Origin of the sequence: Butyrivibrio sp. AE2005 (assembly GCF_000686965.1) — a bacterium.
GTDB classification, from domain to species: Bacteria; Bacillota; Clostridia; order Lachnospirales; family Lachnospiraceae; genus Butyrivibrio; species Butyrivibrio hungatei_A.
In genome coordinates, this window is the sequence record NZ_JMMD01000014.1 from 56,637 (window position 1) to 83,393 (window position 26,757).

At 36.5% G+C, this 26,757-nt stretch carries 23 protein-coding genes; 4 read left to right on the forward strand and 19 right to left on the reverse strand.

Annotated features, from left to right (window positions below):
* Positions 1–40: 40 nt before the first annotated feature.
* The 6 genes from DL92_RS0110310 to DL92_RS0110335 form a co-directional block, all read right to left on the reverse strand.
* Positions 41–523, reverse strand: a complete 483-nt coding sequence (locus DL92_RS0110310; protein WP_026667633.1) for a hypothetical protein — start codon at positions 521–523, stop codon at positions 41–43.
* Positions 524–539: 16 nt separating this feature from the next.
* Positions 540–2,453 (reverse strand): C39 family peptidase, encoded by a 1,914-nt coding sequence (locus DL92_RS0110315; protein WP_026667634.1) that lies wholly within the window; start codon positions 2,451–2,453, stop codon positions 540–542.
* A gap of 1 nt (position 2,454) precedes the next feature.
* Positions 2,455–4,650, reverse strand: coding sequence for a hypothetical protein (locus DL92_RS0110320; RefSeq protein ID WP_155841113.1), 2,196 nt, complete (start codon positions 4,648–4,650; stop codon positions 2,455–2,457).
* A 67-nt stretch (positions 4,651–4,717) separates the two neighbouring features.
* Positions 4,718–5,104, reverse strand: a complete 387-nt coding sequence (locus DL92_RS0110325; protein WP_026667636.1) for a hypothetical protein — start codon at positions 5,102–5,104, stop codon at positions 4,718–4,720.
* A 61-nt stretch (positions 5,105–5,165) separates the two neighbouring features.
* On the reverse strand, positions 5,166–5,627 hold the full coding sequence (locus tag DL92_RS0110330) for a hypothetical protein (protein WP_026667637.1): 462 nt from the start codon (positions 5,625–5,627) through the stop codon (positions 5,166–5,168).
* A 12-nt stretch (positions 5,628–5,639) separates the two neighbouring features.
* Positions 5,640–6,614, reverse strand: a complete 975-nt coding sequence (locus tag DL92_RS0110335; protein ID WP_026667638.1) for a ParM/StbA family protein — start codon at positions 6,612–6,614, stop codon at positions 5,640–5,642.
* Between the two features lie 198 nt (positions 6,615–6,812).
* Here DL92_RS0110335 and DL92_RS0110340 point away from each other — a divergent pair, with 198 nt between their 5' ends.
* Both DL92_RS0110340 and DL92_RS0110345 read left to right on the forward strand, forming a co-directional pair.
* Complete coding sequence (locus tag DL92_RS0110340) at positions 6,813–7,658, forward strand: ParA family protein (RefSeq protein ID WP_026667639.1); 846 nt, start codon at positions 6,813–6,815, stop codon at positions 7,656–7,658.
* Between the two features lie 2 nt (positions 7,659–7,660).
* Positions 7,661–8,707, forward strand: a complete 1,047-nt coding sequence (locus DL92_RS0110345; RefSeq protein WP_026667640.1) for a ParB/RepB/Spo0J family partition protein — start codon at positions 7,661–7,663, stop codon at positions 8,705–8,707.
* A 55-nt stretch (positions 8,708–8,762) separates the two neighbouring features.
* Here the strand turns inward: DL92_RS0110345 and DL92_RS0110350 are convergent, their stop codons facing one another.
* The 5 genes from DL92_RS0110350 to DL92_RS18970 form a co-directional block, all read right to left on the reverse strand.
* Positions 8,763–10,001, reverse strand: coding sequence for a hypothetical protein (locus DL92_RS0110350; protein ID WP_026667641.1), 1,239 nt, complete (start codon positions 9,999–10,001; stop codon positions 8,763–8,765).
* Positions 10,002–10,016: 15 nt separating this feature from the next.
* Positions 10,017–10,217: a hypothetical protein gene (locus DL92_RS0110355; RefSeq protein WP_026667642.1), complete on the reverse strand. Its 201-nt coding sequence runs from the start codon at positions 10,215–10,217 to the stop codon at positions 10,017–10,019.
* A gap of 198 nt (positions 10,218–10,415) precedes the next feature.
* Complete coding sequence (locus tag DL92_RS0110360) at positions 10,416–10,901, reverse strand: hypothetical protein (protein ID WP_026667643.1); 486 nt, start codon at positions 10,899–10,901, stop codon at positions 10,416–10,418.
* Positions 10,902–10,909: 8 nt separating this feature from the next.
* A complete protein-coding gene (locus DL92_RS0110365) occupies positions 10,910–11,479 on the reverse strand; it encodes a zinc ribbon domain-containing protein (protein ID WP_026667644.1) in 570 nt (189 codons plus the stop codon).
* Between the two features lie 133 nt (positions 11,480–11,612).
* A complete protein-coding gene (locus tag DL92_RS18970; RefSeq protein WP_197027254.1) occupies positions 11,613–12,311 on the reverse strand; it encodes a helix-turn-helix transcriptional regulator in 699 nt (232 codons plus the stop codon).
* Between the two features lie 327 nt (positions 12,312–12,638).
* Between DL92_RS18970 and DL92_RS0110375 the strand changes: the two genes are divergently transcribed.
* A complete protein-coding gene (locus DL92_RS0110375; RefSeq protein WP_026667645.1) occupies positions 12,639–12,905 on the forward strand; it encodes a hypothetical protein in 267 nt (88 codons plus the stop codon).
* Positions 12,906–12,928: 23 nt separating this feature from the next.
* A complete protein-coding gene (lepB, locus tag DL92_RS20730; RefSeq protein WP_081816881.1) occupies positions 12,929–14,821 on the forward strand; it encodes a signal peptidase I in 1,893 nt (630 codons plus the stop codon).
* A gap of 76 nt (positions 14,822–14,897) precedes the next feature.
* On the opposite strand, the gene DL92_RS0110385 is transcribed toward lepB, so the two are convergent.
* The 8 genes from DL92_RS0110385 to DL92_RS0110420 form a co-directional block, all read right to left on the reverse strand.
* Complete coding sequence (locus DL92_RS0110385; protein WP_026667646.1) at positions 14,898–15,839, reverse strand: hypothetical protein; 942 nt, start codon at positions 15,837–15,839, stop codon at positions 14,898–14,900.
* A gap of 15 nt (positions 15,840–15,854) precedes the next feature.
* A complete protein-coding gene (locus tag DL92_RS0110390) occupies positions 15,855–17,432 on the reverse strand; it encodes an ATP-dependent DNA helicase (RefSeq protein WP_026667647.1) in 1,578 nt (525 codons plus the stop codon).
* 10 nt (positions 17,433–17,442) lie between these two features.
* Positions 17,443–18,759 carry a YqaJ viral recombinase family protein gene (locus tag DL92_RS0110395; protein WP_026667648.1) on the reverse strand — a complete coding sequence of 439 codons (1,317 nt, stop codon included), beginning with the start codon at positions 18,757–18,759 and terminating at the stop codon, positions 17,443–17,445.
* Between the two features lie 284 nt (positions 18,760–19,043).
* On the reverse strand, positions 19,044–20,519 hold the full coding sequence (locus DL92_RS0110400; protein WP_026667649.1) for a toprim domain-containing protein: 1,476 nt from the start codon (positions 20,517–20,519) through the stop codon (positions 19,044–19,046).
* Positions 20,520–20,576: 57 nt separating this feature from the next.
* A complete protein-coding gene (locus DL92_RS0110405) occupies positions 20,577–21,653 on the reverse strand; it encodes a hypothetical protein (protein WP_026667650.1) in 1,077 nt (358 codons plus the stop codon).
* 118 nt (positions 21,654–21,771) lie between these two features.
* Entirely contained in the window at positions 21,772–22,203 is a 432-nt protein-coding gene (locus DL92_RS0110410; RefSeq protein WP_026667651.1) for a single-stranded DNA-binding protein, read from the reverse strand.
* A 243-nt stretch (positions 22,204–22,446) separates the two neighbouring features.
* On the reverse strand, positions 22,447–24,573 hold the full coding sequence (locus DL92_RS0110415) for a hypothetical protein (protein ID WP_026667652.1): 2,127 nt from the start codon (positions 24,571–24,573) through the stop codon (positions 22,447–22,449).
* Between the two features lie 21 nt (positions 24,574–24,594).
* A complete protein-coding gene (locus tag DL92_RS0110420) occupies positions 24,595–26,442 on the reverse strand; it encodes a MoxR family ATPase (protein WP_026667653.1) in 1,848 nt (615 codons plus the stop codon).
* Between the last annotated feature and the right edge of the window lie 315 nt (positions 26,443–26,757).

A 26,757-nucleotide genomic window follows, 5' to 3' on the forward strand; every position in this document is an offset into this window, starting at 1 on the left:
TTTTTTTATGAATTATGATTTGAAAAACGCACTAGAATCACTATTTCTTAGCAAAAACCCATTTGTAATTTGGAAGGTCATAGTGTGCTTTTATAACCATCTCATCGTTTTCTATGCTCATTTCAAAATATGGATATGAGCGGTCATTTACAATTGAGCTTTCAATGATTGCTAGATTAACTGCATCTTTTCCAGAGTATCCATTTAGCATGAGAAAATTAGACAGTTCTGAGTCTATATCTTCAATTGCTTGTAATGTCAGGTCATCTGATACGAGATCAAGGTTTTGAATGTTGGTAAATACCTTATCATCACTTTCAATAATTTCATCGTATTGCCATTCATATTCTTGTGATTCATCATAGTCTTCCGCTGTCATAGTGATAGAACCCAGCTCAGAAGAATTGTTTTTTGAATTGAGTTTTGGCACTTTGATAAGTCCCTGCACTACCATAAAGAGAATCACAATTAATAAAGCGATTACTATGATCATGATAAGGCTTTTCTTGTCGTTTTTTTTCATAATCGATTCCTTTCATTTATTTTCCATATGACCAGATATAGTCAAGATGATATGCTGCTTCAGAAGCTGTAAAAGTATATGTCTTTCCACCAGCAGGATCGTTGATCGTAAAAGTTGCTTCAGGACCGGTTGAATCAACTCCTGATAACACAACATAGTGACCACATAGATTACCTTGGCTATCTTTTGCATTGTGACCAAGGTGCCCGCCTTTTATATGTACGATTAGTATTCTGTCTGCGGCTAATTCACCTACAACTAAAGGAGTGTTGAAACGTGCTTGAGTTATATATTGTTTGAAACCATAGTGGTTCGCTATATCTGATCGTACTAATGCACCGTGATATTTTTCCTTAATAAGGTGTGAAATGGTAAGCGGTGTTATGGTTTCTCCAGTCATATATGATGAAACCATTGCCATGGATGTTAAACAACAGCCTTGTTTTGCGATTGTTTTAGAACCATAGCTTTCTTGTCCCCATGCAGGATCGCTTTGGGCATATACAGGAACGCCATTGACGATGTTATAATTACCAACTACTTCATCCTTATACATTTCGTTGGCGTATATATTTTCACCGGATGTTGTAATTTCACCAGTGTAATTTGTGTAATCAAGCAATTTACTTGTAACTGAAGAGCCCCATTCTATATCCATAGCTTCTTGTTTGGTATATGTTTCTATTATTGATAAAGCTTGGTAATTGGTTAGTGTTGGGTAGTTGAAATTTGGTCCGTAAGGATCAACACCAAAATAATCAAAGATTTTTTTTAGTGGATAGCGCTGTATTTTGACATTTCCATAGGTGTATAATAGTTCTCCTGTACCTTTATGGATTAAAGTACCATCTGAATCATATTCATCTTCATCAAAGACCTCGACTTTTTCAACAGATAAATCGTATAAGCATCTTAGAAACTCGGGATCTTCAAATAGTTTCATAAAGCTGTCATGGTCAAAATTTAAAATGTTGTTTTTTTCAGCCATAGACATAACTGTAAGTATTTCCAAGTAATTTACATTACAGTTTTCACCATCGAGGACATATGGGAAAGTATTTTCTTTGTATGTTTCCATTGTAGCATCTAGATCATAGTCCTGCTCTTCTACTATCTGTAATACTTCATTGTAACATGTCTCATCGAAGGCTTTATTTAAAGCATCTTTGATATTATCTTTATAGTAATATGCAACATCTTCAAATGTTGCATCAGAGCTTAGATGTTCTAAAGCGCTTCCAGCGGTAGAAAAACCATTATGAATTGCAGTAAACAGATTCATTACAGGCGCTAATATTGTAAATATGATGCTTATTATTATTACGATAATAAAGATAACTAGTCCTATGATCACTCCAAATGTGGCTACAAATACTTTGACTATTGAGTCATCTTCAGCCATGTTTTGAGCTTTTCTTTTATATGCCTTGATCTTACCACTAGCGCTATTTGCATCCTCCCCAGCTTGTGATATTCCTTTTGCTGTATTATTGCCGATATCTTTTACTACACTGGCTAGTTTATCAGTTGCTTCTAGTCCGGCTGCAACGGCAGCTCCTGCACCAGTAGATGCAAGGGCTGCTTCTGCCACGGCTTTTGAACCTTGCTTAACACCTTCTTTTGCAGCTTCTTTACCGACTTCTTTGCCTGCGGATTTAGCAGAATCTTTTCCTATTTCCGTAGCATTTTTTGAACCGATATTTCCTGCAGCTGTGCTATTTTTTTTATCATTGATATTAGGTTTTGAGCCGTTATTTTCTGTAGAGGTGTGGGTTGGAGTGGTATTGGTAGTAGGTGATAAGTCTTTCTTATGTTTATCTGCAAAATCCATGAGAGAATCGGCGTTATCTTTTACTCTTTTTAAGTTTTGACCCGCTTCAGATATATCTTGATCAGTTCTATCTGCATCAGATTCGTATTCTCTTGTCATATTAAACCTTTATCTTTCTACGATGTTCGTCTCTTCCATATATCGCATATGTACCTTTTTCGCGGTTGTCGATTAACTTCATGTTTTTGTCGTTTAAGTTAAGCTTGCTCTTTGTAGAGTATTTATACAGCGGATTATCAGAATCATTGGATATTGTTTCTATTTTTCCTCTGGTGCCACTAATCCATATTGAATCGCCTGAACCTCCCGGTGTTTTTGGGTTGGTGTATACCTGTACAGTATTTCTATCTTCACGAGGCAGTATTCTGTTTACGCCGTTAGGAGCATACTCTTCGAATTTTTGATTAAAGCTAAAGTCATTTTCACTGATATCGGGGGTTGTAGTAATAGTGTTCCCATCTTTGTCAGTATATGGCTTTTCAAAGCCAGAGAACATCTCGTTTCCTGTTTCCAAACCTCTTGCATAGACTACATTTCCTTCTTTATCACCTACATAGAGCGTATTATCGTCTCTGTCTATCATGTAAGTGGAAGCGCCAAGCTCTGATAGTCTTTCGTCATCAAGGTCAAGACCTGACATTGTTGAAAGATTAGATTTTCCACCTTCTGAGTGTTCATATGAGCCACATGCGGGCATTCTTGAAATATCACCGCTTGTCTGTATGTTTCTAACCTGATCGTCAGAAGTAGTGATCGTGCCAGCCCTACCTTTTAGCTCATTTGAAGATACTTTAAATGTTGAAATTTGACCCTTTCCTTTGCCTGTTTTTATTGTTCCTTCTATATTTCCATTGGAATCAAAGTGTGCTGAATCAATATCTTCCGAATTAAATCCAGTGGCTTTTCTAAATGCATCTTCTTCTCCAGGGCCAGCTAGGATTTTTCTTGCAGCCTCTGTTTGCGCGGAAGTGTCAAATGATGTAAGCGTAGCATAATTACCCCTGTTATAAGAATCAATCATTGCTTTTTTCAAAGCTTCTTTATCTTTGCCAGTTCCAACTGTTTTTGTGTTTATACCTCCACCTGCATCTGCAAATGATTTAAGAGTTGCAGCTTCTGACTTTGGAGCAACATTCGCAGCAAATCCGTCCTTAGAAAAGTCTTTCTTTGATGCTCCTGCTTTGTATAATCCGTAATTTCCAGTTGCAACACCTTCAGCCATCTGTTTAGCGCCAACAAATCCTGCCCTTTCTTTGGCAAAGCTATAGCCTTTTCCAATTGTGTTAACAGCTCCCATTATTGAATCTAAAAGTGCACTTCCTGTCTGCGCAACAGTCAGACCCATAGCTTTCATGTAGGAATCGATTCTTTGAGCTGCTTTGCATGTTGCAATTAAAAATAGCCAAGAAATAATATTAAATGTATCTACGACTAGTGTTGTTGCAATCATAGCGCAGAGTAGGAATGAGAAAAATCTATTAAATAGTAAAAGTAGGAGCTGGGAAAAATACATTCTGTAGAAATTAAGCATTATACTAGAGGTTGTTCTACTAACTACTAGACCATTTGCAGTAGGAGCTGTTAAAAATAAAATTTTTACAACAATGAAGCGTTCCATTATCTCAAGCAAAAATTTAATGAACTCAATAATAAAAGCAATCATTAGAACCAGTATAATAAGGCGTACTCCAGGAATAAAGTCTTTTGTTACAGTTCCAATAAATGTGTTGGTTAAAAGATCTAGGTCGTTTCCACCAGGCTGATAGTCTTTAACAGCTTTTATCTGATCCCATACTGTTTGGAAAGCAGAATCTATAACAGATAAAATATCTCTTGAAAGCACAATCAGAACACACGCTACAGGCAATCTTACAAGTAGTTCTACCACTCTGTTTTTGTTATCGAAAAAACCTGATAATGCAACTGTAAACATTGATATTGCAAAAACAGTAAATGTCAAGAAATACCCAAGATAATAGAAAAAATCAAAAAAATTGTTATCCGCAGAACCTGTTGAAGTTTGTTCAAAAAATAAGTCTGTTTTAGGGACGGGGCTGAACTGATCAGTAGATTCATCGATTATAAAAGATAACCCTTTACTAAGGTATGTAATGAGAAGATCGGTAACACCATCAATGGCGGGAGTGACAAGCTCGCTGTTATTGCTTATCGGATTATTGATAGCGGCAGAATAAATAAATGTGCTACTGCCAAATGCGATCATAATTATAAGTAGTGGTATTAATAAAAATCTTATATATTGTGATCTGTGATTTTTTAAAGATGTTATATTCATAGTCATTCCTTTTTTGAAAAAAGCTCGCCTTTTTAAAGACGAGCTTAATTTATGGTTATTTGTGTAGTTATTGTACCCACTCAGTCATTTCGTCCATTGTCTTTCCAATGGCACCGCCTTCGCCAGATGCTAGAACTTTTAGAACAATGTAGGTGATTACTGCACCAATGGCTGCCATTAAGGCGGCATGTTTAGCTTTATCATTTTTTGAGATAAAAAATACTGCTAATGATATTCCAAAAATTAGAAAAGCTAAGGAACCGCAATAAACCTGTTCTACTTCCTGAAGTAGGTTTGTGGCACCATTATCAATTGCCTGACCAACGTCTGTTGTGGCATGTAGAGAGACTGTTCCGTCAAAACAAAGGAACAAGATAAATAGCATCACAAAGATTCCTCTGTGCTCATAAAGAAATCTTGATGCCCTTAACTGAAATGATTTTAATTTTGACATGTGTTTTCCTCCTTCTATACTGCTATAGTATAGTATGCTTAAAAGTATAAATCAAGTATATTTAGCTGTTTGCCATCGTTCTAAAACTTGATAACATATCTCCCAAATTGTCATCGGGTTCTTCAATTGTTTCAGTATTAAGATTGGAAATAAAATTTTGGTGAGGATCAGGTGGATTTTGAAAATTTTTTGACAGTCCAATTTGGACTGTCGAATTATTTGAAATATTCTCAGATGATATCTTTTTGTTTATTTCTTCAACAATGGAAAGGATGGTTTTTATATCATTGTGATTATCTATGGAACTTAATGATATAGCCTCATTTCCTTCTATATATGATTGGCATTTCCTGATCACTTCATCGTAGTTGTTTATGTCGATACCAGTACTTTCAATAAAGTCCATGACGAGCTTAGTTATAAAACGAGTCTGCTTATATCTGATCTTTTCTAAAAAAATAAAGGCTAAGTTTTGTTCTTTTATTTGGCGGTCAAACGATAGTGTCTTTAAAGATTTCTTCATAACAGATTGCCTTTAACAAGCATGTAACTCTTGTTTCAATAACCTTGCATATCCCTTTGCGTTTGCACAGGCGTCTGGCAGAACAATTGTTGCCTTTTGGTTTATGAGGTTATTTTTGAAAATAAAATCTTTCAATAGTAAAGAACCGCCACCGCCAAATAGAACAGGATAGGCTTTAAATTCCACGCCAACCTGTCTTGCGATATCAATTATCGTATCGGAATGTTTTTGAACATTCTCTTTAATGAATGTAAGAACATCATCAGCTAGGATTGTTTCTTTTCCGTTTAGGATGTCTTCGATAAGTGTGTTGTCCAATGTGGTGTCATAATTCATCTGTACTTTGTTTATGATGTCATCGAACATTATAAGGACACCTTCTTCTTTTGAATCCCATTTTCCATCGACCTGTCCGTCTTTAAATTTAATAATATCAACAGTGTAACCACCAATATCGACTACATAATACGTTGAATATTTAGTCCTGAAAGTATTTTCAGGTTCTGATGCAGCTGATCCTCCCTGGGGGTAAACCCTGCAAGTCTTCATATATATGTTGAAGTCATAATCATTCCATACAAACTGGATTCCGTTTCCCAGATGCTTTTTGTAGTAAGTGGTCATCTCATCAATTCGAGCTCTTGTGTAATGTGTAGGTGGTAATCCAACTCCAAGAGCAATTTCTTTTACGTTGTTGATCAACCTCTGGACATCTTCATGTGATAGATCATTTTTTGCTTTAGTTACTGCGCGGTGGATCTCTTTAGCAATTGAAAATAGAGTAAGAATTAGACATCTCTCTGAGCGGGTTTTATCTTTTTCATAAGCAAATCTTTCTACAGTAGGGATGTAGTACTTACCGTTTAATTCAAGATATTCTTTTGCAAAAAGAGGTTTTTCCGGAGTCGGGCCTTCAAAGCCGCTGGGCAATGTTGTGTGCTGTGACTTAGTATCGTAATTTCCGACATCGATTCCAAGAATAAACATTTCTATTTTTCCCTCCTTGTTTTTTACAATCTACTCAGAGTATAGTATACTGTTCAAGTGAAAGTCAATAGAAATTAAATTTTCCACCTTATAAAGTTAAAGTTTTAATGCTTATTATGAGACAGTCCAATTTGGGCTGTATTGACAGAACCCTTGTCTACAATATAATTATATTATAAATTTTGTTGGGAGGTCGCGATGGTAACAATCACTGTTTATAACAGAAAAGGCGGCGTTGGAAAGACGACTACTTGTGTAAATCTCGCTGGTTGCTTGGCGAAGAAGTACAAAAAGAGAGTCCTTCTAATTGACTGCGATGATCAGGTCAATCTTACAACCGCAATGACTTTTTGTGAGTCTAACTACGAAGATTCATCGCTTGAGGGCGATATTATTGATGTAGTTACTAAACATGATAGGTCTGTAATACATAAAGTCAGGGTTGATAAAGATTTTAAAAATAAAGTGACCGGAGAGCCAGAAAGTAAATTAATCGACACGAAAATATCTTTAATTGCTGGGTCTGAAGAAACAGAGTTTATAGAGATTGAAGATGTCTTTGTTCTTAAATCGTACCTGAAGGAATTTGAAGATGAATATGATTATGTAATCATAGATTGCCCGCCTGCGCTTAACGATATGACAACGCTTGCTTTGTGCGCATCTAATTATGTTCTTGTTCCTGTAAACTCAGGACGTGATTCTGTTAATGGATATAACATGGTATATAAGGCTATTGACAGGATGAAAGAGAATGGATTCAATGTAAACATTAAACTTCTTGGTATATTTGTAAATAAGCTCAGAAAAGTTAGAGTGCTTGAGAAGCAGTATAAAGAGATTTGGCTTGAAGATGGCGAAATCGATAAAGACATGGTGTTCCAGCAGTATATTTCTGATATTTCTGATATCCCTAATGCGTATGAAATGGGATTACCTATACATTACTACAAGCCAAGACAGAGATGCGCAAGAGAATACAATAAACTTGTCGCAGAGATTCTTGATAGAATTGGCGATGAGGTTGAAATAGAAGGAGAATAATAATGGGATTAGATTTTAAAAAGAACTCAAAAATGGTCACTAAGGTAATGAAGAATTCTTCTGAAGATATGAATAATAAGAAGAGAGATATAGATGTTAACCTTATCGACCTTAATCCTGATAATGAATCAATTTTTGGTCACGATGATATTGATTATATGGCTGAGACGATAGGAGAGGACGGATTCTCAGGTGCTATAGAAGTATATGCGCTTGATAATGGAAGATATGAGATTAGCTCAGGCCACAGAAGATTTCTTGCTTCAAAGAAGCTTGGACATAAGACTATCCCGGCTATTGTTTCTGAGAATGTTGATGACAAGACTAAGTCCAAAAAGCTTATTAAGAGTAATATCTTAAACAGAAAAATGACAGCGCTTAAGCTTGCTAAGGCTTTGGCATATTACAGGGAAAAAGTTCTCTATGATTTTAAGGGTGAGAAAACAAAAGAACTTGCAAGAGTATTTAATATTTCACATACAGGTGTAAAGAGATATCTTCAGCTTTTAAATCTTGCACCTGAACTTCAGAAGTATGCGGATGATGAGAATGTCCCATATACGAATTTGATGTCGCTTACAAAGCTCGATTCTGAAGATCAGATGAAAGTTTATGATGCATTGAAAGAGATATATAACAATGATGATAATGTATTTCTCTCTGCTTCAAATATCGTAGTTGAACAGAATGTCGCAAAGGTAATGGGAACTCAGATGCCTTCAAAACCAGAGAAGCCTACTTCAGAACAGGTTAAGAAGCGTTTTAGTGAGATGATAGAAGAGGAGAATGAAACAGAAGAGGCGCCTGTTGCTCCTGAGGTGCCAGATGCTTCGGAGAAGCCAGAGATTCAATCTTACGAGGATATGGTTATAAATAGTGCAGGAAGTATGTATGATGAAGAGCTTGCAAAAGCAAAAGTTATTGATATGCAGCTTACTGTGATGATCAGAAACATCAATAATCTTCTTTCGGGTGAATTTATCTTGAGTAAAGATGTAAAGAAGCAGGCAAGAGAGCAGTTGACTGATATACTTAAAAAGCTGAAATAAATTGTTGAATAGCAAAAGGCCCTAATCACAAGTTTGTGTGGTTAGGGTCTTTTTTTTAATAATCATAATCAGAAAGATTCATTCTAAATATGCCAGTAATAACTTCTTGATTCTTAATGTTCTTGTAGATATCTGACCTGTTATCGTCACTTACATTTCCGGCTTCTTTAAGATATAACATTTCACAAAAGTACCAGTAAATGTCATAACCAGTACAGCTAAGCGCATGTTCGGATTCAATTCGTTCTAACATGCTTTCAAGCTGATCTTTATATCCAGAAAGCTTTAGCTTTTCATATACTCGCTTAAAGCATTCTGAAGGGTTAGTTATCTTGATTTTTCCAAGAGCCTCAAACGAAGATAAGTTATCTTGGAAGTTTTTTAGCAACATGTGAGCTTCATCACAGAACTTGGCTATTGTAGCTTTGTTCTGATGCTTTACTTCACGGATCGAACCTATTGGAACCGGCACGCCTTTTATAAGAACAATCGGCGTAAGCCGAGCCTGACATAATCCAACATCGGAGGTTGTAAGTCTTATTGTGACTTTCACGTCTTGCGGTGCAATGTCTTGTCCAAATCCTCTTAGTGTATTTGAAATTCTTGCCTTTAGAGAATCATCATTTAGGTCATATGAAATAGCTGATATCTCATACGAGGTGGAAGCTGATGAATATTCAGAGCTGCTGTAGGTGCTTGCAAGTTCTTTTTTTAGTGCTTTGATTAGGCGGTACTGCTCAAGAATGGAGTAATCATTATCGTCGCCACTCATAAGGGCAGTTACCTTTACACCATCCAAGGCGTTATAAGGATTGTTTTGTCTTACCAATATCTTTGTTTTATTTTTGTTAAGCTCCAGTCCCATGTTTATACACAGGGCACGGTTTTCAGCAGACATTTCGTTTTGCTGACCGCAACCATCAAGCCGTGAGATTGCTCTTCCGCTAATACCTGCTCTTGCCTGAATACCAGAAAATGCTGTGTAACGCATAGGAAACACAACCATTTCTGAATCATCGGGGAAGGCTACCATCAGCTTGGGATTTTCTGATGACTCTCTGATGTCGTCGTCGGTGACATTATCTGCGATATGACCAGTAAAATCTGTACCTTTGTATTTTACTGGGACTACTCCAAGTCTTATAAAACTTGGATCGACATTTTCAGATGGGAGAGCAGTGATTTCATTGGTTATTACTTCTCTCCAGTCATCAGTCTGTTCCTGGCGTTTAAAAAAGTCTAGCATTTCATTTTCTTCTTTGAATTTTAATTCGCCAAAATCTTTTAATCTCATAATTTTTCTCCTTTTTTAGATCATTCTTATTTTTTTCCAGATAAGTTCTTTTGCACGAAGATCAAGGTCTCTTTGAGACCTGAGATTAGCAAAATAACCATTTGGAATATTTTCTTTTTTGATTTCAAAATCATTTAAAAGCTCGAATTTTTTCTCAAGTTCTTTTGAGTAAATGGAATTAGGGGCATTCGTTTTCTGACGTGATTCAGTGCTCATAAAAGCTCCTTTCTTCACATGCGGTGAATGTATTAAATTAAGTTTCATATGGGGGAATAATTAGACATATACAAAAAACACAGTCCAATTTGGGCTGTGTTAAATATATCTGTTTGACTGTTATTTAAAGAATTATATGAATTATTACTTGATGTGTATACAATACCACACGGGTTCCGCTTATGCAAGATGATTTTTTTATAATCTTGATTTAGAAACTTTTACAAACAGCGGAGTATTTATTACTACATACTCGTTGCCATCAACAAAAAGTGCATTTTTTGTGGTGTAGATCGTAATATTATCGCCTATATTACAGTTGTATGAGTTTTTATTGATAAGAGAGTATGTCCTGTCATTATTTGTATCGGTGGCTTTTAATAATAGTTTTCCGGCGTTGACACGCTTTGATAGAGGTAGGTTGAAATTCTTTATGTCTATGCAGACTGCATCAAGAATTAAAGCTTTATCCCTCGTAAGTATGTAATAAAGATGTAATGTGATGCCAGTTACAGCAGTACTGCTTATTCCACCTAATAAGAGAATCATTATGTTTTTCATGCTGATACATGCTGCAAATGTGGACAGAAGTATCAAAATGCAACCTAATACATATTTGTAGAATCCAATCTGAACAAAGCTCGGATGGTCAGATAAAGATAATTTTTTTTCTTCGTGTTTCATCTTTTACCTCAATATAGTGTAAGAATCAAATAAACGATGACGCCGATAATTGCAGCGATACCGAACAAGATTTTTAATATGGCTTTTTCTTTGCCGTTTGATAAGCTTTCAAGAGCGCTGTCAATCTTTGCTTCTTTATCGTCGTAGTAATGGTCATAGTTTGGATTATATTCACCGTTCGAATCATACATGGGCTCATGGTTAGATGTGTCTTCATGTACTTCATCGGTCCAATGTATTTTGTCTCTGCTTGCAGATGTTGATAATTCTGAGGTGTTTGTTTCAGGTTCGCTACTACTTGAGAATGCTGTATCTTCTGGGGATTCGTTATATTCTTCGTATCGGTCTTCCTCATACTGTTCCCTGTTATCTGTAGCCTCATCATAGTATTCCTGGTCATCGTACATCTCGTAGGTAGATGATGTATTATCTGAATAGTTTCTACTAAGAGAAGCGTTTGACTTTTCGTCATCGTGAGCTTCGAATAGTGGGTTTTGTGAACCGCAAAACGGGCAATATTCTATCTTGTTATCATAAGATCGGCGGCATTTTGGACAACTTATTTTTTTTCCTGACATAGTATATTGTTTCCATCAAAATGGAACATAACTCCTTTCATATAATAAGTATAGTATACTCTAACGAACAAATATGTCAAACCAAAAGAAAAAAGAGCAGTTTCCTGCTCTTTGATCGTTTTTAGTATTGAGTTTAATTGTTATGGTAACAATTATATGCGCTTCCAAATCCTGATATTGGAAGTATTTTACCAGTATCTCCTTGTAAGAACGCTTTATCCTGAGTGATTCTGTACCAGCCATTATAAGCGGCTCTTATCTCTGCATTATTAGATGTCATTTCAATGTATACAGGCTTCTTTGAGTCGATTACCTGTATCATTCCAAGGCGATTTCTCTTTTCTTTGCTATTGGCATTGATGAAATCGGTCTCCTTTGGATAGATGTCATAAGGCATATTGTTTCTTGTGACTGAGATTTTGCCGTAAGTTGTTAATAAATAGACTTCCTTTTTGTCTGTGCAATCAGCGATAGCCCAGCAATCCGGATATTCCATCTTAGGAAATACGACATAAACAGGCAGCTTATGATAGTTGCCAAGCTCATCAAAAGACAATTTGCTGCTTGCTAAGATGGAAACTTCTTCTTTTTCGCTTTCTTTGTCTATAGCGTTTGTTTTTCCTAATATGTATTCTACGGAAGTATTGAATAGATCAGCCATAGCTGAAGCTGCTTCTCTGGAAGGAGTCCTTCTTCCGGTTTCCCATGCAGAAACAATAGTGGTTGTGTAAGGCTTTTCTCTTTGTGTCATTTCAGAAACTACAGCAGCAAGTTCATCTTGCTTTAAATTTATCTTGTTACGTAAATATGCAATGTGTTGTGCACAAATCATATTTTCATCTTTCATATAATGATACGTATTATTTATGAATAATACTTTCTCCTTTCCTTATAAAATCTCCCAAGGTAATAAAAAAATTAACTGTAATTATGTAGTATTACAAAAACAATATACCATACAAATATACTCTTTACAAATTGTGGAGGTGAAATAAAATTTCATAGAAAGGTTACAGATGAAACATAAAACATGCAAATAGTGTGTATTTTTCGTGTTTTTTTCGGAATTGTGTAAATATTACATTCATCATATTGACGAAAATAAAATTCGCAGTATACTATACGGGAGTAATGGAAATACTTTTGTTGGAGGATGAAAATGTTAGAAGAATATCTTAGTGCGAGAATATCAATTCAAATTGATAATAAAAATCAATGGACCGAGTTAAAAAAAATATGCAAGGAAAAAGATATGCGAATCGTAAAATATGGGGAAGATAGATTTGTATATCCGGTACAGAGCCTTATTACTTTCATTGGAGCAACGGGTCAGGCAATTATATGTCCGTCTAAGGATAATGCTTCGGAGTGTGAAAAGAGAGGCTGGAAGATAGTTAGCTTTAAGAACTTCAAGGGAATAGTCTGACCTGTATAAGAGAGGATATCGATATGATAAAGAAGATAATAAATACTTGTGCATTTATTCTAATTCTTTTTTTTATGATGCCATCATACCTGACGGTTTTTGCAAAGGAAATACCATTAGAACTTGATAAAGCGTATGATGCTTGTGCTTTTACGGTAACAACAGAAAAATATGGCTATTATGATGTTACTGTTATTTCTCCGAAAAAGGATGAATATAAAGGGACCATAGATGGTAGTGATTCAACCGAAGTGTTGGTAAAGGATGTGACCGCAGGAAGTTGGAAGGTCAGGGTAGAAGAGAGTCATAATGAATCTTCTATGGCAAGTGAAGGCAGTTCAAAAGATATTGAATCTCAGAATGATACAGATATTGGAAAAGTGAAGGTATCAGTAAGAGGAATTGATGTATCAAGCTATACTATTGATAAAGATATCAAGGTCGCAAAAGATATAAATGGACTAAAAATGTATTTCAAGGATGACAATATTGAGATCGAGTGGTCTGATCAGAGCGTTGGAAATGTTGTAGTTACTGTTACAGATACACAGACTAATGTTGAAATCAGTAAAGAGTCCGTAAAGGGTAATAGTTTTGAATGTGAGATTCCTAAGCAGACAAAGCAGATTACCATAGCAGTAGTTCCAGCAACAAGTTCAAATATAGAAAATGCAGCTTCTCAGTTCACATTGGATGTAATGGGTGTGCCCAATGCTAGCGTAGTATATGAGAATAAAGAGTTTGTTAATACAACTACGATTCCTGTCTCAGTAGAGCTTAGAGATAAATATGCGTTGGAATTTGTAGTAAATGACAAGGTAGTGGAAGATGTCCCGATGAAAGATGCTGGAACTTATGAGTATGAGATTCCAGTAAATGAGGGCGAGAACAGGATACGGACATATATAATTGATGAAAAAGGAAATATGCGATCGACAGCATATCAGGTAGTAAAAGATAGTGAGAGTCCTGTTCTTAAGCTTGAAAGAGAGTATGATGGGGCTAAGACATATAATGAGAAGGTTACTTTTGAAGGTACGGTAACCGGACAGGATTTATTTACTATTAACGATTCGGAAGTAAAGGTCTCAGGTGATGGAGTTTGGAAATATGAATATGAGCTTCATGATGGCGATAATTCAGTAGTATTTAAAGCAACTGATCTTGCTGGTAATGAGACGGTCTATCCTGCGACGGTAATCAGACTAATCAAAGTAAAGAAAGATGTTCCTTTTATACCAATTATTATTGGAGTAATACTTATTGTTGGTGTTGTTTTTATTATTTGGAAGAGAAAGAATCCAGGCAACAGACCATACAATAATATGATTGATAGTATTAGGGAAAAGCCTACAGAAAAAAATACCGTTGTTCCAGCTAAGAATAAAAAAAATGGAACTGACAAGAAGTTAAATGATATTCAGAGGTTTGGTATTGAATTAATCATTGTGGTTGTTGCCGCGGTATCGATTTTTAAATTTGTTCTTATTCCTTTTACATGCCCGTCTGAATCAATGCAACCGACTATTGAAGCTGGTAGTTGGGGATTCTTTAATGGAATCGCGTATGCTTTTAAATCGCCTAAAAGGGGAGACATAATCTCTTTTTATTCAAAAGAGCTTGATAAATTACTTTGCAAGAGAGTTATAGGGCTTCCCGGTGACACGGTATCATTCTATGATGGGTATGTTTATATCAATGACGGACTTGTATATGAAGAATATATTGGAGAGGATGTAGAAACTAACTCGGCTATAAGTGATTTTGTTGTTCCCAAAGGATGCTATTTTGTTTTGGGAGATAATAGAGAAAACTCATATGACTCAAGATTCTGGGATGATCCATACGTTAAGAAAAGCGCTATTAAAGGAAAATGGATGACGACACTTCTTCATTTTGACAAAGACAAAAGATAAATAAAGTTAGAAGAGCATAACGAAGGCTCCCTACACAGTTTCCTGTGAGGGAGCCTAAAATTTTTAATTACAAATTTTAACTACATAATTCAATTTCAGCTACATACTTCTTTTGGTTGAAAACATAAAAGTGAAGTGTGAGCCATATGTTTTCCTCAATAGAGGCCTTTTCTTTAAATATTTCACCTGTGTTGCCGTATTTGTTGCTTTCCCAATACTCTCTAGGGAATACAAATTCAAGGATGTTATTCGCTTTGTCGATGGCTTTAAGCGAATAATTGCCTTTGCTGTCTTTTGAGAGGATACTTCTTGTTAATACATGTTTTGGAGTTGTGTCCGGTGTAGGCAGCTTTTTTACTTTCTTATTTTTAGTATCTTTTTCAGATGAATTAACGGAAGTAGTGCCTGATGCAGAAGGTTCTTGAGCTGAATCAGAAGAATCTGTTCCTTCAGAGTTATGCCGAGCTTTTGAGGCTTCTTTTCTGAGCTGTTCTAATTCATTTTTTCTGTCCCTATAGCTTAAAAGATATCTTTCAGCTAGGTGTCTAAGACCATGGAATGAAACGGGAATGTTGATATATATTATTTTTTCTTTATTGTCTTTAATTTCTTTAACTGGGTTACCATCTTTTCCTAATAAGGGGACGTTTATGCAATATCCTCCGTTTTTTGAGTTCATTATACCTAAAGTTTTTTGACCATTTTTGCCAGTGATATATTTGTAAGTTTTAGGATATTGTTCTCCTGCTTGCTTTTCATTTGCAAGATTTCTTTCAAATCGTCCATGAAGAATGTCGTACGCCCAGTTATCAAAGCACTGAGTATCATCTCGAAGACAATCCATAAATATATCAAAGCCTTTGCCTTTGGTATTCTTTTTTATGAAGCCAAACTTAATCTTGTCTATTCCATAAGCGGGATAAACTCTTAATCCCCATGTTTGTGTCCAAGTTTCAAAGATAACATTTTGCGACATATGTTCTTCAATGAGTGATAGTTCTCTTGAGTTTTGTGACATATATTATTTCTCCTTTTAAGCGCTCATAAGAGCTTTTTCAAATTGTTTGTAGTAGAAGCGAAGCTTTTCGCCAAATAGGGTAGTACGCCCGTTGGTCTTTTCATTAACGTACATTGCAATGTTTTTCATGGCGATTTTTGTGGCTTCAGGCTCGTGTATATATACAACTTTTTCTTTTGCTCTGGTAATCCCTGTGTACAGCATGTTTCTTGAAAGCATAATGCTATGTTCAAGAGTCATGCACATAACAACGGTCTTGTATTCTGATCCTTGAGATTTGTTTATGCTCATTGCGTAAGCAAGGGATAGCTGTGAAGGTAATTCTGACTTCCAGTATTTGATTATCACATCTTTTCCTGAAGGATCCTTAAATTTGACAAACAGCCTATCGCCTTCAATATCGATAATCTTACCTACGTCTCCGTTAGCACATTCTGTTCTGTTTACTAACTGCATAACCGGATCACCAATTATATACATTACACGGGATTTGTCGTCTAACTGCGACACCAGATATTTTTTTCCAATAGATAATGGATTGATCTTTTTTTGAAGAATATTGTTGAGATTATTGCTACAGACAATGCCTTTTCTACGAAATGGAATTAAGCAAACACAGTTATCTAAGCCGACTTTTTGAACTTCTTTGAAAAAGGTATCGGCAATCTGTTCTAATGCTTTTGTACCTTTTTGAGCTTGTTCTATGACAAATTCTGATTCATCATAAACAAGAGGATATTTGCCACTCTTTGTGCGCAGGATATTGGCGAAAAGAGCAGAGTCTTCAGCTTGTCTAAAAGTTTTTGTTAGCCTTGTGTTTGGAATAACATTTGAATCTAGCAGATCCCTTAGTACAGCGCCAGCACCAACAGAGGGGAGCTGGTCGGTATCTCCTATTAGGATTACACGCTGTCCATCACGAATAGCTTTAAAAACATTGTCGGCAGTTTCCATATCGAGCATTGAGACTTCATCAATGATAAGAACATCACCTTCAAATATGTCAGGTGTTTTCTTTGTATACGTGATTTTAAGCTCTCTTTGGATGGTTTTTGCATATCTTTTTGTAGCTTCAGTAATTCGCCCAGCGGCTTTTCCGGTGGGTGCTGTAAATCTGATGCAGATTCCGGGATATAAATCTTCTATAACTTGTATTGCAACATTTAAAGTACAGGTTTTTCCTGTGCCGGGGCCACCAGTAATAACGCAGAAGCCGTTATTGACCATAGTATGAACCGCTTTACGTTGCTCAGGGTGGAGAGTTATTCCTATTTCTTTTTCTATGCGATCAATCCTTTTATCGATTGTTGCAGCAGGAATCTCACCTAACCTATCAGAATAAAGAATTCTTATTGCGTTATATGCTGCTTCTGTTTCAAGAATATGGATTGCTGGGAGTGTGTAATAGAAATGCCCATCAAACCCGAGCTTTTTTATCTTTCCAATGCTACAGAGTTTTTCCAGCATAGAAATGTCTGCTTTTGATTTCTCAGCCCATCTATTTAAATTATCCTCTTCAAGCCAAAGGCTGCCTTCTTTTTGAAGGACAGCCCCAATGAAGCGAACAAGAGGATGGACTCTTTCTTGTTCCATGGATCCTCCTTTACGCTGTTTTGATTGATTTGCTAAGTGTAAACTCAGGAAGCTTATCAGTGTTGACCTCAGCAGGTAGAGTATATTCTTTATTGAGTATGCTTTCTGCCTTTCTAAATGCTGTAGAATCAAATGTCTGGTATTTGATGATAATATCCGGATGTTCTGCCTTTAACCTCTCGAGATCAAGAACAGGACGGTGCATAGGCACTTTTATCTTGATATTAACAGTAGTGCAGTCATCAAGCTTAAACTGACCATACTTAGCGTTTTTGAGAACAGGATATATTTCTGAGCAGAGTTTTGCTTTTTCCTGTTTCTTTTCTTTTAATTTCTTTTCCAGATTTGATATTTCATCGTCGATATCCATGCACTTATTAACAGTTCCGCGCATCTTTTCGGGGAGTTCTACAGGATTTGAGCCTTCAGGTATTGGCCCAAAGAGCTTTAGATAGTATTTAAGAAGCTGATCTCCTTTTGATGTAGATGTATCAGGCTGAATCCCCTGTTCAACGTATTCATCAAATTCTTCAACCATACTAAAAATCTTATCTTCAAGCTCGTAATCTCTGTAAAATCTGATTATGGAACATTCGTTATAGTCCTGTCCCCAAGAGCATATGATATCCCAGAACTGCAGATTGAGTATTCCCATGTAGTAGACGATCTGATAGAGATAATATTTAGGGATAATTCCCTGTTTCCACTCATTTTCTATTACATCTCGATTAAGAAATGTAGTGGTTTTTATCTCAAGACCGCCGCTTATCCCATGATCGAAAACAAAACCATCACAGTTTGCAAGAGCCCAGGGATATTTGAGTGAACCATCAGGGTTTCTTCTGCCATCGCGGAACATATACATTGAGTATGGATTTATGACTTCTTTGAAGTTTTTATCTTTGATAAAGTTTCCATCGGTGTCAATTATTTTACCCTCGACGAAAGCCTTTATGTCTTTGTTGCCTTCCATACCCCTTATCTGCATGTATTTCTTTGCTGTTGGAGTTTCATATAGATCGCCTCGTCTACATGCGGCTGATTTTTCTTTTTTTTGGATTGCCATTTTAACGCCGGTTTTTGCAGCCCAGAGCTCGATTTTGGGAGTGAAGTTACTTATGTCAGCTATGATAGACATATCGCTTCCGCCATAAGCTCTTTCAAGGTATTGGATGTTATCTTTGCTTGGATTTCTCCATCCACTGCCGTGTTGGCGCCAATGTTCTTCCCATTCTTTTTTTGATACCTTCGAGATATCTCCAATTGCGATAGGAGAGTATCTTTCTTTAAGTGGTTGTAATTTACCGATTGTGAAAATATAGGGCATATAAGCCTCCTTTCTTTTTTGAAGTGACTTGTTTTTTTGTTTTATGCGCATTAAAAATAACAAGCCATGGTAGATGCCTTGTACGTGCACATAAAATGGGGAAATTTATAAATGAAAGCATAAAAATAGCACAGACCAATTTGGGCTGTACTTTTTATGCCAGAGATTTCAGTTATTGAAAAAATAGAATTTATTAAGAACTATTTATGTGTAGTATAGCATAAAGGCCTTTAGTTAGCAAATAAAAAGGACTTTCTCAAGTTGATGAGAAAGCCCTATACATTTTAGACATATTTTACGTTTCTTTGTGTTCCAGCGAAGAAGTCGTCAACTCCTTTATACTTTATTGAATATTGAACATATTTGCATGACTTCATATTCTTCGATTTAGCGAGTTTTAGGAGCTCAGAGTATCTTTCTTTGTCTTCTTTTGTAAAACGGTCAGAATGGACGAAAAATATGTTTAATCTACCAAGTGAAATAAGTTCGTCTAAGATATCATTAAGCTTTTTTTCTTCGATTGCCTTCTTTAACGTTTTGCTTGTAAAAATAAAGTCGTAAAAAAGGTCGAATTTCTTATAGTTATTTAATATAGTTTTGTATGTCAGATTCCATAAAGTTCCATTTTTCACTTTAAAGCCGTGAGCCATGAGCATTTCTGAAAGTTTTTTATTCTGTTTTAAGACATTGATGTTCATGAGCTGATCTGCGTCAAAACATATAATAAATGTTGTTACATCGATCTTTTTTAGTTTGGGTAAGTCTTTTTCAAGGTCTTTATGGATAGAAACCCCTGGAATGCATATAAAGGGTTTACCTGAAATTATATGTGCTATGTCACCTTTCATTGCGCCCTCTGTTATGCACATATATTTTTCGCCTGACTTACCTTCAAATACTTTTGGCTGCCACGCTCCGTTAGTATTTATTTCGAAGTCACATGCATAATGAATCATTCCTGCGGATTTAGAACCATATTTTTTTTTCTTTGTTGACCACCACAGATATTTATCATCATAAAAACCTTTAAAGACGTGATTCTCTTTGTCATATCTTTTTAAGTCATCGTCGTTACAGCGCATCTGAAAGCCTGTCAGTTTATTGTCAAAAGACATATACTTGACCATTATCATATCTCTTTTTGGAATTTTGCAAGCCCAAAGGTCATTGACTTTATAAAAGCCGGCACAGCCTTCAGGACTGAGCTTTTGCGTGGATAGAGCATTGATAATATTGCTGGCAGATGAAATATCATTGCCTGGAAAGGTCTTATATCCAAGCTCAGAGATTTCTTTTTCTGTAAGACCTCTTTTTAAAAGGTCTTTTTTATGTTCGTCAGAAAGAGAAAGCTGTGTTAGAACTGTCTTATATACTTTATCCCTTGTTTCAACGGAAGCGATATCAGCATTGGCATCTATTATAGATGTAGCGGGTTCAGAGATATATCTCTTGTTTTTTGGAAAAGATGTCAGTGTATCAATACCAAGTCTTGACATGATCTCTTTTTTGGCACTTATTTTGTCCATGTTATGAAGTTCAGCATAGAGATTTTGTGAGAATCTGCCTTTTAATTCGCATTTGAAACAATGATATGTTTCAGTATCAAGATCTACACAAAAGCTTCTATCTATTTTTTTGCCTCCTCCACATGACGGGCAGGAACAGCGAAATTCTCCGCTGTTTGGTATATTTTCTCTTATATATCCGTCGTGTTGTAGTAAGGAAAGGACATCTTTCATTGAATAAATCCAGTTAGTCATATGGTTTTTTCTCCTTCTAAAAATGTTCTCCCGCCCAAAAGGGCAGGAGATTGTCATTTATGAAAGAGAAATTCCAGCTCCTTCAAATGACTTCATTATTTCCGCATCAGAATATGCAAGCAATTTGATTGCTTCTTTTTCCTTTGCATTATGTGAATGTGCATAAATATATCTAAGAGTTGTGACTTTCATTTTCTCATCGGCAGCGATTTTGCCCAGTGTATGGCCCATGGTCTTAGCAAGACCGATGGTTGCCTTTACCTGTTTTGCTTCCTCCAAGGAGAGTGAAAAAGTCATCGTTGATGTAGGCTCTGATGAGCCTGAGGCTTCTTTATCGGAAGATACATTTGTTTCTTCTTTTGCTTTTTTGTTGGTTTTTTTAGAGGCATCTTCATTATTTTTCAACGTAGTAGGAGTAATGCTATCAGCCGGAACAGAAAAACTAATTGATAAAGGATCCGTCAGCACATTCTCAAATGGAATTTCTTCTTGAGGTGATTCAGTTACAGTGTTTACAATGTTCTCGGGCAGAGCAATTTGAGCAATAGGCTCGTTTCCCTGATCTATATCGGAAAGCACCTTTTCAGGATCATCTAAATTGTCATACCATTCTCCGATTCCGAACTTTGAAAGGCATCTTGTTTCAACGATACCTCTTACAAGACCTTCTGCATTTGAGCGCTGTTCAATGGTTGCAGCATTGTAATCAACTTCTTCATCGAGTAGACGATCAAATTCATATATCTTCTGATATGTTGCGATTGGTCTTGTGTCGTTTCTGTCATAGTAGAGAGTAGCAGTAGCTCTGAGCACTCTACGTGCCGAAGGATCGTCCGAACGCGGGACATAGCCATCCTTTGTTGCAAAAAGCCACTCGACATTAGATGTTAGAGCTGCGGTAGCGGAGATGAGCCGCATGATAGCAATCTTATCTTCTTTTGGAAGGTAAGAAAAAGATTCTCCAGTAGGAGAACCAAACTCAATCTTATCTACCTTTTCTAAAAGAACATTGATATTTGCCATAACTTCATCTTCACTGGTTATATCAATTTGCTCATTAGGCTGAAGCTTTTTATTGATCTTATTGCCTAATGTCTTTAATAAAAATTTCTGATAAAAATCCATGTTTTTCACCTATTTATTCCCCTTTCGGGGAAAAGGCAGCCTTTCATTTCTGCCGTACCCAAAAAGGGTTCAAAAAAGACTATCTTCATAAAAGATAGTCTTGATAAATTTTGTTATAGGTAACTATTTAGTTGAAGGGCAGCTCTTCATCATCCGGCACGGACATAAAGTCTGGTTCGCATGTAAGGCCAGCAGGAGAGGGAATATCGTTTGTATTTCCCGGCTCTTTTTTTTGACCTGGGACAAAATCATATCCCAACACATTTACAGATGTTGTGAAAACTTTATTACCGTCTTTATTGGTATAACTTCCGGTTTGGATGCGACCATGGACGATGATAAGAGAGCCTTTTTTTAGATATTTTTCAGCAAAAATACAATGATTTGCCCACGCTTCACATGGGATGAAATCTGTTGTTTGTTGTCCTTCCTTAGCATTTTTGCCAAGTCCCCTGTCTACAGCAAGTGTAAATCGTGCAACATGCTTTTGATTTTCACCTTGCTTATAACGTATTTCCGGATCCTTTGTAAGCCTTCCAAGTAATGAAACTTTATTCATTTTTTTCCTTTCTGGGCGCTGCCCGTTAAATTAATGCACAAAAATAGCAACCATCATAAAAGATGCCTGCTTTCAATGTGATTTCTGTTATTAAAATAAATAGATAAATTAAAAACTCTACAGGATTAGTATAGCATGCTGTTTTTCCAAGCGCAAGTAAGAATATTGAACTCGTGGCACTGTATATGATAAATAGGGGAGTGAGCACAAAAAAAGAGAGAGGCGCGAACCTCTCTCATAATTTTACTTAATTAGCTCCTTTATTGCTCTTACAACTTCAATAGGAAGTTTTGAAGAATCACTGCAATCCAGGAATTCAGCCTTCACCTTGGGAGATAAATTCTGCTGATATATTTCCTTTATCCTTGCAGCATCTCCTCCAAGCCCACACGTTATATATTTAACTCCTTTTTTTGAATACTCAATAAGACAGTCTTTTATATCTGCATAAGCTTCAGTCATTGAATTGTAAGCAGATGGTAGGCCATCAGATATGATAAAGCATATCTTTGTTTCTTCTTGTCGTTCTGAAAGCTTCTTAGAGCAGAAGCGGAGAGCGACTCCGTCTCTGTTACATCCATTGGGTGAATAGTCACAGATACGGTATTTGTCTTTTCCATCTACCGAGCCATAGTCTGCAAGAGCCTGCATCGTTACCCCTGAAGGGCTTGAGCAATTATGTGAATATACCATTACAGGTACATTCAGTTCAAGGCCGAATTCATAGAGTAATAGAGCAGTTCTTCTTGCGTATGTTTCCTTGTGACCTAACATGGATCCCGAAGCATCTAGCATCAAAGAAAATGCCATGTTTGGGATGTCTTCAGGTAGGTCGTTTTTACAAAGAACGCGTTGGTCGAAACGATAAAGTGAATGACTATCAAGATATCTGCCTTGATATAGACCATTTATCTTTCCGCCATTTTGCCTGTCTTTGATTTTATTTTTGATTTCGTGTACAAGTTTTTTCACTTCATATTTGATAGCGTTTTCATCCATAGCATACTGTTTGTAAGCTGCCTCTGAAGGCTCTTTCCTTACAATAGTAGTTGCTACGTTTTGATTGTACTTCGAATAATCAATCTTTTTTGCCTCATCTTGGAGGTTCTTGGCAAGAGCTTTTTCAGCTTCCTTTTTTACTTCATCTTGAGCGATATGCTCAGCGATTGAATCAGCCATACGCTTATCTTCAGGTGTAGGAATCTTTGCGTCTTGTGGAGCGTCGTCCTTCATCATGTCAGCAAGCCTTTGCTGATTATTTTTGGCTCCATCTGAAGTACTCTCAAGGCTCTTATCGATATTGTTGTCGTTAAGAACACTTCCTTTACCGGTATTGATGTTATCTTTGATATAATCATCAGGGATATCGATATTTGACGGATCAGGAATCGAGTCCTGTTCATCAGGACCAGTTTCGCTATCATCACGATTGGATTTGTTATTCTTTTGTGTGTCATGGTCAGAATTGTTTTCCGAATCATCATTTTGTTCATCGGATCCTTCTTGATATGACTGTTTTTCTTTCTGCTTTTCTTCTTTAAAGAACTTATAAAGCTTACAGAATAGTTCGTTTATGAGCTTTGTCCGCTCATAAGAGCGCTGTTCCTTTGTTGCCTTAGCAATAAGGTCGTAATCTTTAAGGAGTTCTTCGATGGCAGGATCCTGCTTATCATCAACATCCATCTTAACCGTTCCGTACTTAGAAAGCATAAGAATGAGGTTAAAGAGTATTTGTGGAGTTTTCAGACCGTTCAGTCTCTGTTGTTTAACGGAAGTATCTTTCTCTTTTTGCATCTCACGAAGAGATAAGAGACATTTGCCGTCTCCGGGGATGATATTAAGTATCATCCATTCGATAAATCCGTCTTCTACAGAGTTTTGAACTGTATGCCAGATCTTAAACCATTTCTGAATCTGCATATCATTCATAAGAACTGCGTCTGTTTGCCACTCGTTATACTCTGGGCATTTGGGAGCAGGAAACAACTTTCGCTGGTCAATAAAGACTTTTTTTGAGCTGATCAGGATGTGAAAGTCTGTAAATAGAAGATGTCCACATTCGTGAAGAGCAATTGCTTTCATTATGACAAGCTTCATTGCCCTGTCGTTTCTACTTGTTACAAACGTATTATTTACGTTCATATATAGAACATCTCTATCAGTTGCATATGCTATAACATCGTCTTGAGAGCCCCAATTTAATTTGACATGGATAGAAGAGTTATATCTTTTTGTTACTGCTTCGACCATGTTTTCTATATAATGCCTTGCAGCTTCGCTGATAAGGAAAACCTTGTCAGCTATAGTGTTTTTCTTATCAAGAACCTTTTTTCTAAAATTCCCGATTGATACATTTAGATGATTTACCATTTAAAGCCCCTCCTAAAGAGCTTAGATATTATTGGGAGCAGAGAATTGAACGGTGAGAGAACTCATCAGCTCATCAACATACTCTTGTTTTTGCGAGGCTTTGTTCATAACGCATTGGATAGCTGTTTGATATACAAGCTTTTCTGAAATATAGCCTAGTGGTTTCGATTTGATCATGGTAGCCATGCACCAATTTTCAAGTGAACGATATCCGCACACACCGTCATTTATACCTCTTTCCTTTGCAGCTTCTGACACTGCGTAGATAACATCTATCATTCTGTCGAGGATAGCTTCGTCCGGGAAAGATAATCTTGCCATGATTCTTTCTTTCATTGCCTTTTTGGGCGGGTTATCAATCCTATAAACCATTGCCATTCGATCAAGGACCGATTGGTTAAGGTTGCATGTACCTTCGTATTCATCATTTGATGTGAAGATGAAGGTTGCTTCTGGATGCTTTTTTATTACTTCTCCGGTTGGAAGAGTAATATATGCATTTCCTCCTGTCTCAAGAAGAGCATTTAATCCTACTGCAACACCCGGCCTTAAAACAGTACCGATTTCTTGGATTTCAAAACCGTAACCAAGTCGTGCTGCTCTGATAAGACCGCTTTCTACGTAGGTGAAGTTTTTCACTGCGCCTTGTGAAGCCATATGTTTCATGACTCTGTCAACCATTTCAAGGATGAGATCTCCAGGTTCAGGAATTGTCTCTGGCCGCTTTCCATAGAGGGTTTCGTATGCGCCTTCCGGATCATATACGATATCATCTGTATTTGGAAGCTTGAGCTGTTCCCTGATCTCTGAGAATGAGACTACATCTGAATCAGTATTGGGAAATACCTGACCTATAAAGTCAAATATCTCTGTGTTAGGGTTGCAGGTGTAATGACCTCCGGGGAGTCCAAGTAATGCAAAGATTGCATTAGCACCTTCTGTTTTTCCTGTTCCGGCAGCGCCTAGAAGATAGGCAACTCGCATAGGAGAAGGAAATGCAGAGGATTCCTTGAATAGTTCAGCAATTTCTGTCACAAATTTTGGCATTACATAGCTAGCGGGGATCTTTGCGATAAGATTCTTTTCTTCGTCTGTATAAACGCGGTTAGGATTGTATGTATATTTCCCTTCGAGATTGGCGATGACCTCTTCTTCAGTCTGCTTTGCCTTTCTTTTTGATTCTTTCTTTGAAAACTTTTTAGCAGTTCCGGCATATTCTTGCGAGATTTGTACTTTAAGATCAGCTTGCTTTACCATTGATACCTTTGTGGTATCAACAGAGATAGCGTTATTACCACATTCATATCCGTAAGTAATCCTTGACTCAATGTTCGTTGAAAATTGGTTAAGGAGAATTCCAAAATCTGTAATGTGGTCGTTAAAGAGCCAATCGTCAGCGTCAACATCCCATTCAAGAAATGTAGACATTTTGTCATAGATGTCTTTTGCCTCTTCGTCAGAAAGAATAATAGGCATAAGTGCAAGCATTACACCTTGCTTAGTCTTAGCGTTGAGGTCGGCTTTCATAAGGATGTCGTTTTCATCTATGGTGGCAAGTTTTATATAGTAACTGCCATCTTTCTTTTTGTTCAGGATAGTGATAAGTGTCTTATCCTCAAGTGGCATCTCAGAGATTGCACTCTGTGATGTTGTAGCGACATAACGATCTAAGGTAGAAGTGCCCTTGTAAGTTTTTAAAACTTCATAGATTACATCCATGGTTCTCATCGGGACATTTCTTAAAAAACGTTTTTCTGCATACTTTGAGGGCTTATAGTTTCCTGAAAGAGTAGAAGAATTAAAGATGGTTTGCATTGCAGAGAGCTTTCCAGCAAACTCCACGTTGTCAAAATTAAGCAGTGAAAACATAGATACACCTCTTTCTCCGCATATTTGCGGTAAGTAAAATATTTTTTTGTTTGGGATTTATAAAAATGAACATAAAAAAGCACAGCCCAAGTTGGTCTGTGATATATTATGAGAATTATCTGTTATTGAATGAATTAGAATAATTAATGACTTTACGAGTATACAATACTACACAAGTATAGTGATTGCAAGTTATTATTTACCGAACAGATAGTGAGATAGCAAGGGAAAAAAGCAATGTTTTTACGAACTTGCACGCAAAAAGGAGCCTGTATCATGATCGATAGATACAGACTCCAACATAATTTTAGTTTT

What these genes read in the sequence shown, in the direction of transcription:
- DL92_RS0110310 (WP_026667633.1), bottom strand. Translation starts at nt 523, where the DNA reads ATGAAAAAAAACGACAAGAAAAGCCTTATCATGATCATAGTAATCGCT.
- DL92_RS0110315 (WP_026667634.1), bottom strand. Translation starts at nt 2,453, where the DNA reads ATGACAAGAGAATACGAATCTGATGCAGATAGAACTGATCAAGATATA.
- DL92_RS0110320 (WP_155841113.1), bottom strand. Translation starts at nt 4,650, where the DNA reads ATGAATATAACATCTTTAAAAAATCACAGATCACAATATATAAGATTT.
- DL92_RS0110325 (WP_026667636.1), bottom strand. Translation starts at nt 5,104, where the DNA reads ATGTCAAAATTAAAATCATTTCAGTTAAGGGCATCAAGATTTCTTTAT.
- DL92_RS0110330 (WP_026667637.1), bottom strand. Translation starts at nt 5,627, where the DNA reads ATGAAGAAATCTTTAAAGACACTATCGTTTGACCGCCAAATAAAAGAA.
- DL92_RS0110335 (WP_026667638.1), bottom strand. Translation starts at nt 6,614, where the DNA reads ATGTTTATTCTTGGAATCGATGTCGGAAATTACGATACTAAGTCACAG.
- DL92_RS0110340 (WP_026667639.1), top strand. Translation starts at nt 6,813, where the DNA reads ATGGTAACAATCACTGTTTATAACAGAAAAGGCGGCGTTGGAAAGACG.
- DL92_RS0110345 (WP_026667640.1), top strand. Translation starts at nt 7,661, where the DNA reads ATGGGATTAGATTTTAAAAAGAACTCAAAAATGGTCACTAAGGTAATG.
- DL92_RS0110350 (WP_026667641.1), bottom strand. Translation starts at nt 10,001, where the DNA reads ATGAGATTAAAAGATTTTGGCGAATTAAAATTCAAAGAAGAAAATGAA.
- DL92_RS0110355 (WP_026667642.1), bottom strand. Translation starts at nt 10,217, where the DNA reads ATGAGCACTGAATCACGTCAGAAAACGAATGCCCCTAATTCCATTTAC.
- DL92_RS0110360 (WP_026667643.1), bottom strand. Translation starts at nt 10,901, where the DNA reads ATGAAACACGAAGAAAAAAAATTATCTTTATCTGACCATCCGAGCTTT.
- DL92_RS0110365 (WP_026667644.1), bottom strand. Translation starts at nt 11,479, where the DNA reads ATGTCAGGAAAAAAAATAAGTTGTCCAAAATGCCGCCGATCTTATGAT.
- DL92_RS18970 (WP_197027254.1), bottom strand. Translation starts at nt 12,311, where the DNA reads ATGATTTGTGCACAACACATTGCATATTTACGTAACAAGATAAATTTA.
- DL92_RS0110375 (WP_026667645.1), top strand. Translation starts at nt 12,639, where the DNA reads ATGTTAGAAGAATATCTTAGTGCGAGAATATCAATTCAAATTGATAAT.
- lepB (WP_081816881.1), top strand. Translation starts at nt 12,929, where the DNA reads ATGATAAAGAAGATAATAAATACTTGTGCATTTATTCTAATTCTTTTT.
- DL92_RS0110385 (WP_026667646.1), bottom strand. Translation starts at nt 15,839, where the DNA reads ATGTCACAAAACTCAAGAGAACTATCACTCATTGAAGAACATATGTCG.
- DL92_RS0110390 (WP_026667647.1), bottom strand. Translation starts at nt 17,432, where the DNA reads ATGGAACAAGAAAGAGTCCATCCTCTTGTTCGCTTCATTGGGGCTGTC.
- DL92_RS0110395 (WP_026667648.1), bottom strand. Translation starts at nt 18,759, where the DNA reads ATGCCCTATATTTTCACAATCGGTAAATTACAACCACTTAAAGAAAGA.
- DL92_RS0110400 (WP_026667649.1), bottom strand. Translation starts at nt 20,519, where the DNA reads ATGACTAACTGGATTTATTCAATGAAAGATGTCCTTTCCTTACTACAA.
- DL92_RS0110410 (WP_026667651.1), bottom strand. Translation starts at nt 22,203, where the DNA reads ATGAATAAAGTTTCATTACTTGGAAGGCTTACAAAGGATCCGGAAATA.
- DL92_RS0110415 (WP_026667652.1), bottom strand. Translation starts at nt 24,573, where the DNA reads ATGGTAAATCATCTAAATGTATCAATCGGGAATTTTAGAAAAAAGGTT.
- DL92_RS0110420 (WP_026667653.1), bottom strand. Translation starts at nt 26,442, where the DNA reads ATGTTTTCACTGCTTAATTTTGACAACGTGGAGTTTGCTGGAAAGCTC.